9 protein-coding genes are annotated in these 12,950 nt (G+C 67.9%); 3 read left to right on the forward strand and 6 right to left on the reverse strand.

From position 1 onward, the window contains the following. The 4 genes from ELR45_RS08480 to ELR45_RS08495 all read right to left on the reverse strand — a co-directional run. Nucleotides 1–2,221, reverse strand: a 2,221-nt coding sequence (locus tag ELR45_RS08480; RefSeq protein ID WP_205856253.1) for an ATP-dependent helicase, incomplete at its 3' end; no start/stop codon positions are given. Between the two features lie 110 nt (nucleotides 2,222–2,331). Further along, nucleotides 2,332–2,880, reverse strand: coding sequence for an AAA family ATPase (locus ELR45_RS08485; RefSeq protein WP_129665150.1), 549 nt, complete (start codon nucleotides 2,878–2,880; stop codon nucleotides 2,332–2,334). 73 nt (nucleotides 2,881–2,953) lie between these two features. Continuing rightward, nucleotides 2,954–6,127: an ATP-dependent helicase gene (locus tag ELR45_RS08490; protein ID WP_129665152.1), complete on the reverse strand. Its 3,174-nt coding sequence runs from the start codon at nucleotides 6,125–6,127 to the stop codon at nucleotides 2,954–2,956. A 123-nt stretch (nucleotides 6,128–6,250) separates the two neighbouring features. Next, a complete protein-coding gene (locus ELR45_RS08495) occupies nucleotides 6,251–6,556 on the reverse strand; it encodes an MGMT family protein (RefSeq protein ID WP_129665154.1) in 306 nt (101 codons plus the stop codon). A 122-nt stretch (nucleotides 6,557–6,678) separates the two neighbouring features. Here ELR45_RS08495 and ELR45_RS08500 point away from each other — a divergent pair, with 122 nt between their 5' ends. Next, a complete protein-coding gene (locus ELR45_RS08500; protein ID WP_165367604.1) occupies nucleotides 6,679–9,099 on the forward strand; it encodes a lysylphosphatidylglycerol synthase transmembrane domain-containing protein in 2,421 nt (806 codons plus the stop codon). A 351-nt stretch (nucleotides 9,100–9,450) separates the two neighbouring features. On the opposite strand, the gene moeZ is transcribed toward ELR45_RS08500, so the two are convergent. Next, the gene (moeZ, locus tag ELR45_RS08505) at nucleotides 9,451–10,623 is read right to left on the reverse strand and encodes an adenylyltransferase/sulfurtransferase MoeZ (RefSeq protein WP_129665158.1); all 1,173 of its coding nucleotides are present in this window, start codon (nucleotides 10,621–10,623) and stop codon (nucleotides 9,451–9,453) included. 50 nt (nucleotides 10,624–10,673) lie between these two features. Next, nucleotides 10,674–11,630, reverse strand: a complete 957-nt coding sequence (locus ELR45_RS08510) for an alpha/beta fold hydrolase (RefSeq protein ID WP_165367605.1) — start codon at nucleotides 11,628–11,630, stop codon at nucleotides 10,674–10,676. A gap of 185 nt (nucleotides 11,631–11,815) precedes the next feature. Between ELR45_RS08510 and ELR45_RS08515 the strand changes: the two genes are divergently transcribed. Further along, entirely contained in the window at nucleotides 11,816–12,049 is a 234-nt protein-coding gene (locus ELR45_RS08515) for a hypothetical protein (protein ID WP_129665162.1), read from the forward strand. A gap of 156 nt (nucleotides 12,050–12,205) precedes the next feature. Continuing rightward, nucleotides 12,206–12,799, forward strand: a complete 594-nt coding sequence (locus tag ELR45_RS08520) for a TetR/AcrR family transcriptional regulator (RefSeq protein ID WP_129665164.1) — start codon at nucleotides 12,206–12,208, stop codon at nucleotides 12,797–12,799. The last annotated feature ends 151 nt before the right edge of the window (nucleotides 12,800–12,950 follow it).

Below are 12,950 nucleotides of genomic sequence, written 5' to 3' on the forward strand. Positions count from 1 at the left end.
CCAGTAGCGACCGGGCCCGGGTGACCGCCACGTAGGCGAGCCGGCGCTCCTCGAGCCGCGACGCGTCGGCAGCCTCGACCTTGAACTGTTCCACGGCGTCGCGGACTCCCTGCTGATCCCCGGCTCCTGCCACGTCCAGCGCCGGCAATGCCTCGGCATCGCCACGCAGCGGGTACGGCAGCTCACCCGGATCGCCCAGCCACGCTTTGTCCTTGTCACCCCCTGTGGGAAAGACACCGTCCACCAGGCCGGTGACGAACACGGCGTCCCACTCCAGTCCTTTCGCACCATGGACGGTCAGCAACTGCACCCGGTCTCCGGAGACTTCCACCTCTCCCGGCGCCAGGCCACGCTCAGCTGTCTCCGCGGCCTCCAGATAGGCCAAGAAGGCCTGAAGGCCGGCCGACTCGGCAGCACCTTCGAAATCGGCCGCCACATCCAGGAACCGGTCCAGATTCACCCGGCCGGTGGGCCCACGCCGCGCGGCAAGCTCGACGTCCAGGCCCAGCGTCCGTTCCACGTCGTGCACCAGCTCGGTCAGGGACTGGCCGGTGCGCCGTCGCAACGCACGTAGTTCGCCGCAGAGCGCGCTCAACCGACGGTACCCCTCCGGGGAGAACTCCTCGGGCCCTGGAAGGGCGTCCAACGCGTCGACGATGCTCAGCTGGTCGATCTCGTCGGGTACGGCCGACTCGGCAGCATCCTGCCGGTTGGCCGGGCCGCCTAGACGACGCGCCCACCGAGCCAGCGCGTCCAGGTCACGCGGTCCGATCCGCCAACGGGCCCCAGTGAGCAGACGCATAAGCGCATCTCCGCGCCCTGGGTCAGCGATCACCCGCAGCGTCGCGACGATGTCGCCCACCTCCGGCGTAGCGAGCAGCCCGCCGACGCCGACCACCTCTACCGGCAGGTCCACGGCACGCAGCGCGGTTTCCAGGCGCTGAATCTGGCTACGGGTGCGGACCAGCACAGCCGCGGACCGTCCGGACGGTGAGGCGTCCCAGAACGCCCTTGCCCGGCGGGCCACGTCGGCGGCCTCGTCGTCCGCGGTCAGGTGCAGCGAGGCCACGACGTCGCTGGCCGGCAGGCCGCCGAAGGCCGTCAGCTCCGGGACATCCATGCCCTCCTGACGCAACGGCTCGGACAGCCGGTTGGCCACATCGAGAATCTGCGCACCGTTGCGGAAGCTGGTGGTCAGCGAGTCCAGCCTGGCCGGAGCGTCGTCGAGGGTGCGGAACTGCTTCCGGAACGACGAGAGCGTCCCTGCGCTGGCCCCGCGCCACCCATAGATGGACTGGCACGGATCGCCGACGGCCGTGACCGCATGTCCGTCGCCGAACAGCGCCCGCAACAAGACCAGCTGCGCGTGGCTGGTGTCTTGGTACTCGTCCAGCAACACGACTCGATAGGCCTTGCTTTCGATCTGCCCCACCTCGCCGAAGCCATCGGCCAGCGCCGCCGCAAGCTCGGCCCGGTCCGCGAAGTCGACGACCTCGTCGCGGCGTTTGCGCTCCCGGAACGCCTCGACCACCGGCAGCAGCGCGACGCGGGCGTCCTGGACCTTCAGCGCCTTCGCGACGTCGGCATAGACGTCGGTCTTGGTGCGCTGCCCTTGTGCCCGTGGCAGCGCATGGACCTGCGACCGCAGATCCGCGGTGAACTCGCGCACCCGTTCCGGGGCGACCAGGTGCCCCGCAAGCTCGCTATGTAGCTCCCGGATCTTGCCGACCACGGTAGAGAGCACATACTCCACGTCGTCCATCGGACCGTCGTAGGCGGAGGCGACCCGTTGCGCATACTGCCAGGCCTCAGCTTCGGTGATCAGCCGCGCTCCAGGTTCCCGCCCCAAGCGCAGGGCGTGCTCCGTGACGATCCGCCCGGCGTAGGCGTCGTACGTGGAGACCGTCGGTTCGCCGTCGAGCAGCCCGTCGCCGGGATCGATGACGCCACGCGCCGCCAGCTGCCCGAGCCGGCGGCGGATCCTGGCGGCCAGCTCCCGCGCGGCCTTGCGGGTGAAGGTCAGCCCGAGCACTTCCTCCGGCCGGACCAGGCCGTTGGCGACCAGCCACACCACCCGTGCGGCCATCGTTTCCGTCTTGCCCGAGCCGGCTCCCGCGATGACGACGCCCGGCTCGAGCGGCGCGGAGATCGCCGCCCCCTGTTCGGCTGTCGGCTCCGGCTGCCCCAGCCGCGTCGCGAGATCGCCCGGCGTGAACCTCATACGCCCTACCTTCGCAGGCCCCACCGACACTGCGCTTCCGGGCTGGACGGCTTGGTGCGCAACCAGCGACAGCGGCCGCCGCGGTCCAGAGCCGCTTTGGCCCTGGGCACCTACGACGCGTCATGGCCCCTAGAGAGCGAGCTTGTCAGAAGTTCGTGGCCAACGGTGTCGAGGTCACCGGCGGCGTCGATCTCGATATCGCAGAAACTCCGGAGGTGGTTTTGGATGTCTTCGAAGTTCTCGACCAGGTGTACACGACTCTCACCGATTCGGCCGAAGTCGTTGCCGCGGGAGGCGTTGTCCAGCCGAGCCAGCATCGTGGCCGCATCGATCCGTAACAAGATCCGTAGGTCGAAGCGGCCGTGCAACTGCTCGACGTTCCCGGCATTGCCGGCCAGCCACAGCACGCCGACCTGGCGGCTGCTCGCGCTCGTGATGAGCCGGTCGAGAACGTCCGCGTTCCAGACCCACTCGTGCGCTGACAGCCACGTCACGGTGGGATTCTCCGGCCGTTGGACCGGACGACCACGCCGGTCCACCCACATACACAGGCCCTCGTAACCATCCAGGCTGACAGCTTCGCGTCCACGTTCAGCGAGCCATCGGCTGATCGCGGATTTGCCCGACCCGGAAACCCCGGTGATCAACACGGTGAACATGCGCGCCAAAGCTCAGGGTTGATGCCGGTCGTGTCACGTTCCTTCAAGGGCATAGAGTGCTGTTCAGCCGAACTCAAGGCGTGACCTGGTCGCCGTCGGGGAAGGCCGGGCAGGACGGGCGGGCCGGGCAGAAGCCGCACCAGCTTCCGCGGCGTGCCTGGAACACCGGCTGCGACATACCTTCGGCCGTCCGTTCGAGCAATTGTTCCGCCCACGTCGGGTCCTCGGCGTCGGCGAGCGGGGGTTGTCGCTGCTCGTCTGCTCTGCCCCGGGACGGTTTACCGAGTTGGACCAGACTGGCCCCACCCGAGCGGCGCTCACCACCGCCCGCCTGCTCAAACGCGCCTCGCTCCACCGCTACCTGGTACGTGGCGAGCTGAGCATGCTCACCCATCTCGGCCGCGGTCGGCTTACTCTTGCCGGTCTTGTAATCGACGACGACGAGCCGGCCCTCGGCATCGGCGTCGAGCCGGTCCACACGGCCCACAAGGCGAGCCCGGCCAACCTGGACGTCGAAGTCGAGTTCGACACCGACCAACCGGCGCGGATTCTCCTTCAGCCAGCCCGCGAGCCGCTGCACCATCTCCCGCACCCGTTGATACTCGCGGGAGGCGGACCAGCCCTCGCCGACGTCCATGCTGGGCCAAGCCCGGTCGAGCTCGGTCAGTATGGCGTCCTCGGACCACTGCTCCACCACAGCCTTCTCCGCGAGGTCATGGACCAGGGAGCCGACGCCGGCACGGGTCATGTCCGAGTCGGTCGCGCCGCACGTCTTCAGTAGCCAACGCAGCTCACACCGATTGAACTCCTCGACCCTCGACGGCGAGACACGGACCAAAGCGTCCGGCTCGCCCAACGGATCGGCGATGGACAGCTCACGCAGCCCGTACCACTGGTCCGGATCGGCCTGCCGCACACCTTCTGACGCAAGCCGGGCCAGCTGGACGGCCGCACCGCGGCGGCGTGGCTCCGGTTCTGCCGGGTCGCAGACCACGCGTCGCAGCTCGGACACGAGCGACGAGAGGTCCAGTCCACGCCTGGGCCGCTCCACCGGGCGTTCCGGCGGAGCGTCCGCGGGCTGTGGGTCGAGGTCGTCGAGGAACCGAGAGGGCTGCTCGTCCTCGTTGGAGACCGCCGTGACCACGAGCCGTCGGCGCGCCCGGGTCAGCGCGACGTAGAAGAGCCTGCGCTCCTCCGCCAGCCGCGCGCTGGCCCGGGTGACCGCCGACGCGTGCCGGTCTGCCACGATGTCCATCAGCTCTTCCGTGCCGAGCAGGCTGCCCCGCTCCCGAAGGTCGGGCCAGAGGCCCTCCTGCACACCCGCGACCGCAACCACATCCCATTCCAGGCCCTTGGCGGCGTGCGCGGTGATCACCGTCACGGCCTCCGCCGATTGGCCCGGCCGCGTACCGGCGGCGAACGTGTCCGACGGGATCTGCTGACCGCGGATGTGCTCGAGGAATCCGGCCGGGCCGGCGCCAGGCATCCGATCGACATACCTGGCCACGGCGTCGAACAACGCGACCACGGAGTCGAGGTCCCGGTCGGCGCTCTGGCCGGTGCGGCCACCGGAGAGCGCGGTCCTCGCCCAACGCCGCGCCAGACCAGAGGCCGACCACACTGCCCAGAGCACATCCTCCGCGGTGGCGCCCTCGGCCGCCGCGGCCTTGCGACCCGCTTCCAGCAGCGTTGCGATCCGGGCCGCCGGAGCCACCGCGTCGTCATCCAGCGGGGTCAGCACGACAGGCCGCTCGATCGCCTCGACGAGAAGCTCGCCCGAGGCCCGCCCGCCTCCGGCCGCGAGCTCATGCCGGCGCAGCTCCTGCCGCAGTCGCCGGAGATCCAGCGGGTCCGCGCTACCCAGAACACCGGTGACCAGGTCGAACGCCAGCTCATCGTCGAGCTTACGCTCACCGGCTGCTAGTTCGACGACACACAGCAATGCCCGAACCGCCGGCTGGTCGACGAGCGGGACCTCCTCCAGACGCACGGTCGTAGGCACGCCCGATCCGTTCAGCGCACGCCGCAACACGGGTATGGCCGGCGCGCCACGCACCAGCACTGCCATCTGGTTCCACGGGACATCCTGCAACAGATGTGCCTCACGCAGCTGCGCGGCGATGAACGCCGCTTCCTGGCTGGGGCTACCCAACACGTGGACCGAGGCTTCCCCCGCGAGATCCGGATCCGCGGACACCAGCTCCCGATGCCGGGGCGGCCCGCCCAGCCGAGCGGCGATCCGGCGGGATGCCGCAAGCAGCGCCGGCCCGCTCCGTCGTGAGACCGTCAGCGCGTGCACGGGCGCTGGCACACCGTCAGCCGAGACGAACCGGTCCGGGAAACGCCGGATGCCGTCCACCTCGGCACCGCGAAACCCGTAGATCGACTGATCAGGGTCCCCGACCACCAGCAGGTCCCGGCCACCGCCCGCGAGCAGGTACAGCAACTCCTCTTGCGCCGGGTCGGAATCCTGGTACTCGTCGACGACGATGAACCGGCGCTCGGAACGCTCCCGAGCCAGCAGCTCGGGGTCGTCCCGAAGCAGCCCGGTCGCCGAACGGACCAGCTCCGCCTGGTCGTACGAGGGCGGCCTCCGCAACGCCGTCACGCCCGAGTATTGATAGGCGAACCTGGCCGCGGCCACCCAGTCGTCGCGGCCCTCCCGGAGACCGATCGCCCCCAGCTGTTCCGGGCTCAGGCCCCGTTCGACGGCGCGCATCAGAAGGTCACGCAGTTCCCGCGCGAACCCACGGGTCAGCAGCGCCCGGTGCAGCTTCTCCGGCCAGTACCCCGCGCCCAGTTCCTCCACGTCGCCACGGAGCAGGTCACGGATCAGCAGGTCCTGCTCCGCGCCGGAGATCAGCCGCGGCGCGGGTTCGCCCTGTTGCACCGCCTCCCGGCGCAGAATGCCGAAGGCGTACGAGTGAAAGGTACGCGCCAGCGGCTCCCGCACGGTGCGGCTCAACCGGCGAGCGATCCGCTCCCGGAGCTCGGCCGCCGCCCGCCGGCTGAAGGTGAGCACCAGCACCTGGTCCGGGTCGAGATGGTCCCGTTCGACCCGGTCTACCACCGCCTCGACCAGCGTCGTCGTCTTTCCGGTCCCCGGACCGGCCAAGACCAGCAACGGCCCACCCCGGTGTTCGACCACCTGCCGCTGTGACTCATCGAGCTCAGGAGGAGCGACACTGACGTGCTCGCCCTCCGGCCGTACCAGCCGCACCGCCGGTCCTCTGGACCCCCGCACCATTCACCTCCCCGGGACACTCGCGATCGGCCAACGTGCCCATCCCACCATGCCGTACCGACAGTTCCTGCCCCTCCCATGATCATCAACGGCTGTACCGGTCATGGTGTGGCTATCGGTTGATGATCATGGGAGCCATGCGGCACGCCGCATGTCGATCCGGCTGCCATCGGAGGTCAGCGGCGTCCCCTCGGCTGCCAGTTCTCGTCGCGCGGCGACCTCGTTGCCGGGTGGAAGCCTCCCGGATGCCGTCACCACCCGCCACCACGGCACGCCGCCGCCGAACGACGCCATCACGGCCCCGACCAAGCGCGGCCCGCCACGTTCGAGCTCGGCACCGACCACTTCGGCGATCGCACCATACGCCATGGCTCGGCCGGGCGGGATCCGTTCCACCAGGCTAAGTACAGCTTCGACGTACTCGTCGTCCATGGCTCCATGATCTCGCGGGTAGGATTCGCGGGTCGGCACCACATGGCGCAGCCATGACGTGCGACGATCAGACTGATATGACGGACGCGAGTGACATGGTACGTGCACGGGGAGGCTCACCCATGGAGCAGCCCGAGCACGGCGTTACTCAGAACGCGGTCCATCCGGACACCCAGACCAGCCAGCCCGGCGGGCTGGTGGTCGACGAGCCGCCGCTGCCCAGACGGACCCGCAGGCCACTGGACGGCTTGCGGCTACTGTTCGCGGCGGTCGGTATGACCACACTGGTCACATTGGCCGTCGTAGCCGAGAGTACACTCACGGCGCTCACCGGCGATCTGGCAGAGCTGAACAGCGTCATGCCACGTGGCCCGGTCAACATCGTGTCGATTGCCGCCGCACTCATCGCGCAGGCGCTGCCGTTCGTCATCGTGCTCATCTTGATGCTCCGCGGCCGGTTCCGCACCACCTTCGAGTTGCTCATCGCCGCCTCGATTGCCGCGATCACCGCCACACTCGTCTCCGACTGGCTGCTCGGTTCGACGTTGGAGCGGCTGCATGACTCGTTCGTCCCAGGTGTCCAGGGCGACACCGGCACGCCGGTACCGATGTATCCGGCCGTTCTGGTGGCGGCCGTCACGGTCGTCGCCCGCCTGAACCTCAAGCGCGTCCGGCAGGCTGCGCTGTTCGCCATCGCCACGAGCTTCGCGGTCGGCCTCTTCGAGGGCGAGATCACCGTGGCCGGCATCTTCGCCTCGCTCAGTATCGGCTACATCGTCGGCCTCCTCGTACGCCTGGTGAGCGGTCAGCCATCGGTCGCACCGAACGGCTGGAAAGTGGCGAACGTCCTCCGGGCCAACGGATACGCGCTGACCTCACTCCATGCGGACAGCGTCGAACGGTACCGGCGCTACGTCGCCGAGAGCGAGCAGGGAATGCTCGGGGTGCTCGTCCTGGACCGGGACACCGAAGGGGCGGGTGCGCTGGCCAGAGCGATGGACCAGCTCCGCACCCGGGAGGAGGTCCGTCCTCGCCAGGCGGTCACCATGCGGACCGCCGTCAACCAGATCACTCTGCAGTCTCTCGCGGTGTCTCGCGCCGGAGTGCGCACGCCGAAGCTCCGCAAGGTGCTGAAAGTCAACAGCGAGGCGACCGCCATCGTCTTCGACCACGTGCCCGGCCGTCCACTCTCCAAACTGACCGCCGACGAGGTCAGTGACGAGATGCTGGAGGACCTGTGGCGGCAGATTCGCAGACTGCGCCGCAGCCAGGTAGCGCATCGCCGCCTGTCCGGCCGGTCCATACTGGTCGCCGACTCCGGAAAGATCTGGTTGCTGGACCCGTCCGGTGGTGAGGTCGCCGCACCGGATCTCGCCATGCGGGCCGACCTGGCCCAAGCTCTGGTGGCCGCGTCGCTCGTCGTCGGCGCGGAGCGCACCATCGACACGGCCATGCGAGTGCTCAGCGTCAACGTGCTGAACAGCGCGGTACCGCTGCTGCAGGTCGTGGCTCTCCCCGGGACTGTCCGTCGTGAGCTGCAAGGCAAGCGGGAGCTGCTGACCGAACTTCGAGACAGCCTGATCCGCCGGATCGGGCGAGAGATCGAGCCGGTGCGCCTGCAACGGTTCAAACCGCTCTCGCTGGTCACCGGCGTCGGCGCGGTAGCCGCCGTCTACTTGGTCGGTACCCAGCTCACCGACGTCTCGTTCGGCGAGCTCTGGGAACAGACGGACCTGCGCTGGATCTTCCCAGCGATGCTGGCGATGTTCCTGAGCTTCGTCGGTGCGGCGTTCGCCATCTTGGGATTCGTGCCCGAAAAAGTGCCGTTCTGGCGCACCCTTGGTGCTCAGGTGTGCCTGAGCTTTCTCCGGCTCATCGCCCCGTCCACAGTGGGGAACGTCGCGCTCAACATCCGGTTGCTCACGAAGGCCGGCGTGGCGGGACCGCTCGCTGCTGCCAGCGTCGCGGCGAACCAGGTGGGAAACGTCGCGATCACGTTCCCCACCATCGCCGTACTCGGCGTCGTCTCCGGATCGTCGGCGGCCGCCGGCCTGGAACCCTCGCAGTCGACCCTGCTGGTCATCGCCGGGCTGCTGCTGGCGGTCGCGGCGCTCATCCTCGTCCCGGCGATCCGCACCCGCTTGCGCTCCATCTGGGCCGACTTCGCTGAACGGGGTCTACCGCGTCTGCTCGACGTTCTCAGCAACCCGCGCAAGCTCGCGGTGGCCATCGGCGGGATCTTCCTGCAGGCGGGGTCATTGGTGTTGTGCTTCTATCTCTGTCTTCGCGCGGTGGGTGGCACCGCGGACATCGCGGACCTCGCTGTGGTCCAGCTGGTCGGGAACACGTTGGGGATGGCGGTACCGACGCCGGGAGGGCTCGGTGCCGTCGAGGCCGCGCTGACCGCCGGCGTGTCCACGATCGGGGTGAGCACCGCCGTCGGTGTCCCGGCCGTGCTGCTGTTCCGGATCGTCTCGTTCTGGCTGCCGATCCTCCCCGGCTGGATCCTCTGGACCCAGATGCAGCGCCGCGGCCTGCTCTAGCTCTCCCCTCCCAGATCCCCCGGCCACGGCTGCCCTGACTGTTCTGGGTGCTCCGATGAACGGAAGATCTCCCGGCTTCGATGCTGTGACCCGACTAAGGCGGGGAGGGAGAGCTCCCGGCCCAGACCCGTTCGAACGCAAAGGCGGGGTGGGAGAGTTCTTCGACCGATCTTCGGACGGCGGCAGATCACCCAAACACTCACCCGAGCGGCCCGCCGGCCGCGTGAGAGGGAGAAGAAGTCTCCCTCCCCGCCGGCTCCCTGCAGCACAAAGAGGCCCTGGAACTCTCCCTCCCCACCGACCTACACGCAGCTCGTTAGGGAGGGCTTCCGCTCAGCGGCGCGCAAGGGATCAGTAAGCAGGCTGCGACGGGTCGATCTGGTTCACCCAGGCTGCTACTCCACCGCCGACGTGTACGGCATCTCCCATGCCCGCGCCCTTGACCACGGCAAGAGCCTCGGCGGAACGGACACCGGTCTTGCAGTGGATGACCACTTGCTTGTCCTGCGGCAGTTTCTCCAGCGCCTCGCCGGTGAGGAACTCACCTTTAGGCATGAGCACCGCGCCCGGAATCCGATTGATCTCGTACTCGTTCGGCTCGCGGACGTCGACGAGGACGAAGTCCTTCTCGCCACGCTCGCGCGCGTCGAGCCAGTCCTTCAGCTGCCGCACCGAGATGGTGGCGTCGACGGCGGCTTCGGCCGCCTCGTCGCTGACCGTGCCGCAGAACGCCTCGTAGTCGATAAGCTCAGTGATCGGCTCGGCGTTGGGGTCCTTGCGCACCTTCAGCGTGGTGTAGTTCATCTCCAGCGCGTCGTACACCATCAGCCGGCCGATCAACGGTTCCCCGATGCCGGTGATCAACTTGATCGCCTCGGTGACCATGATCGAGCCGATGGATGCGCACAGCACACCCAGCACCCCGCCCTCGGCGCAGGATGGCACCATCCCGGGCGGCGGCGCCTCAGGGTAGAGGTCCCGGTACTGCGGGCCGTGCGTCTCCCAGAAGACGCTGACCTGCCCCTCGAACCGGAAGATCGAGCCCCACACGTAGGGTTTGCCGAGAATCACCGCGGCATCGTTGACCAGGTACCGGGTCGCGAAGTTATCAGTGCCGTCGAGGATGAGGTCGTATCCGGCGAAGATGTCGAGGACGTTGTCGTTGTCCAGCCGCGTCTCGTGCAGGATGACGTTGACGTAGGGGTTGACCTCTTTGACCGAGTCACGCGCGGACTGGGCCTTTGAGCGACCCACGTCGGACTGCCCGTGGATGATCTGGCGCTGCAGGTTGGACTCGTCCACCTCGTCGTACTCGACGATGCCCAGTGTCCCTACGCCTGCCGCGGCCAGGTAGAGCAACGCCGGCGAGCCCAGGCCGCCTGCACCGACCACGAGCACCTTGGCGTTCTTCAGCCGCTTCTGGCCGTCCATGCCCACATCAGGAATGATCAGGTGCCGCGAGTAGCGACGCACCTCGTCGACGGTGAGTTCGGCTGCCGGCTCCACGAGAGGTGGTAAAGACACGATCGACTCCTATTTCACAACGATGCCGGTCGGGCTGTTCGCCCCAACTCTTAGGCCAACGGTGACACGGGACGGTCCATTCCCGGCGTCATCGCTCGCTTTGTGGACACATCGTCTCGCTGATCGGACACATCGTGCAAGAAGTCCCGTACCAGGGCCGCCACCATCTTCGGATGCTCCATCATCGCCACGTGCCCGGTGCGCTCGAGCTTCACTACTCGGGCGCGCGGCATGGTGCGGCACCAGCGGCGCGCGGCCCACGACCCCACCAGCATGTCCCGTCCGCACACGATGACCATGGTCGGGCAGATCACCTTGCGCGCCGCCCACCACGGCGAGCGACGCTGGGGCAGCAGATACTGGCCGACGAGCGAACGCAGTGCATCGAGCAGGACGTTATTGGCATGCGGCTTCCGGACCCAGCGCATCCGCTCCTGCACAGCGAAGTCGAACTCGTCCGGGTCGAGGTTGTCCGGCTCGCCGTACATCATGGGCGCGAGCCGTTCGATCTGTTCCTGGCTCGGCTCGTCGTTGACCCGGCCGAGTATCCATTCACCCAGCTTGGGCGCCGCCATCACGGCCGTCATCTGTGCGCCCCATGGCAGCAGGTACTGCGGCATCGCAGGCGACAGCAACGTCAGAGTACGCACCAGGTCTGGCCGAGCCGACGCGACAAGTACGGAGATCAGCCCACCCATCGAGTTGCCCAGCAGGTGGACCGGACGATCGAAGGTCTCCAAGTACGCCGCGATGTCGGCCACGTAGGCGCCCACCGTATGTTGCCCGGACGGCGGCGAGTCTCCGAAGCCGGGCAGATCCGGAGCCCACTGGTCGAACTCATCCTCGAGCTCCGACATGAGCAGCGTCCAGTTGCTCGCAGAGCCGCCGAGACCGTGCACCATCACTGCCACAGGCGCGTCGTCGCCCGCCGCGGCGCGCCGTACATGCACGAGACGCCCTGTAGACAGGGTGACATCCCATCCTGGCCACTTGGTGATCGCGCTCACGGCTCCGATCGTATTCGCCCTTACCGCCCCGTTACTGGCCGGCATCGATCAGACTGGTCATATGGGCCGCACGTCAACAGCAGATGTGGTGTCGTCACAGCGGCGCCGCGGGTGATTGCAGTGAGAACTGCCAGCTTTGACTGAGACGGCCGGAAAGAGGTACCGCTGTGACGAGGAGGTACACCATGTCCGAACCCGACGTGCAACCCGATGTCACGCCGGCTCCCGATGCCGACGCCGACGAGCAGCGACGTCCTGTGGTCGATGAGAACTCCCCAAACGGCCAGAACGAATCCGATCCAGAAGAGCCGGATCTGCCTTCGGCCGACCTCCCACGCGACCTCCCCAGCGACGTCGACCCAGCTGACGCCTACGAGCAGACGCGTGTGGTCGAGCACGACGAGGACGACTATCGGTAGGGCGCCGCGGAGGGAAATCCACTGCGGCCCGCCAGAACGGGTACCATCACGGACAGACCGCCCAGAGGTCCGCCACCTTAAGACCGGCCTCTTCACCATCAGCTTGGAGGACCACGCGTGACCGCCGTGCCAGAGGTGCCACCTCGAGGTGTACGCATGCCCCGCGGGAAGCGGCGCGCACACCTGCTGCATGCCGCGCGTGAGGTCTTCGTCGCGCATGGCTACCACGCTGCGGCCATGGACGAGATCGCGGTCCGGGCTGGTGTCAGCAAGCCAGTGCTGTACCAGCACTTTCCCGGCAAGCTGGAGCTCTACCTGGCGTTGGTCGACACTGCGACCGAGGAGCTGCTCGCCAGGCTACAGCGCGCCCTCGTGTCCACGGACGACAACAAACAGCGGGTAATCGCCACCGTCGCCGCGTACTTCGACTTCGTCGACGACCAGTCCGGGTTCTACCGGCTCCTGTTCGAGTCGGATCTCGCCAACGACCCCGCGGTACGGACACGGCTGGACCGACTGACGCACCTGTGTTCAGCGGAGATCAGCGCGATCATCGCTGAAGACACCGGGTTGTCTCGGGAGGAGTCTGATCTGCTGGCGGTCGGACTCGTCGGAATCGCGCAGGTGACAGCGCGCTACTGGCTGACCGCCGACGGCACCATCCCGAAGGAGAAGGCAGCCGAACTGGTGGCCTCCCTCGGATGGCGTGGTATCCGCGGCTTCCCGCTCAGTCACGAACACCCGCACTGAACGGTCTCGTGCCACGCGCCCATGCAGCCGTCTTATCGCCTATGGCGGACAACCGTGTTGACCCGGAATCGGCTGGGCTAACCTGGCCGTTGTACATGACGAGAAGTTGTCCGCGCATGCGAACCAGGTATGAGAGGTGGCCGTGGAGGTC

It is taken from the genome of Phytoactinopolyspora endophytica, assembly GCF_004138495.1.
In the GTDB taxonomy this organism is placed as follows: Bacteria; Actinomycetota; Actinomycetes; order Jiangellales; family Jiangellaceae; genus Phytoactinopolyspora; species Phytoactinopolyspora endophytica.

Coding starts and splice junctions, on each gene's coding strand:
- ELR45_RS08515 (WP_129665162.1), top strand. CDS start 11,816: ATGTCCGAACCCGACGTGCAACCCGATGTCACGCCGGCTCCCGATGCC.
- ELR45_RS08500 (WP_165367604.1), top strand. CDS start 6,679: ATGGAGCAGCCCGAGCACGGCGTTACTCAGAACGCGGTCCATCCGGAC.
- ELR45_RS08495 (WP_129665154.1), bottom strand. CDS start 6,556: ATGGACGACGAGTACGTCGAAGCTGTACTTAGCCTGGTGGAACGGATC.
- ELR45_RS08490 (WP_129665152.1), bottom strand. CDS start 6,127: ATGGTGCGGGGGTCCAGAGGACCGGCGGTGCGGCTGGTACGGCCGGAG.
- ELR45_RS08520 (WP_129665164.1), top strand. CDS start 12,206: ATGCCCCGCGGGAAGCGGCGCGCACACCTGCTGCATGCCGCGCGTGAG.
- ELR45_RS08485 (WP_129665150.1), bottom strand. CDS start 2,880: ATGTTCACCGTGTTGATCACCGGGGTTTCCGGGTCGGGCAAATCCGCG.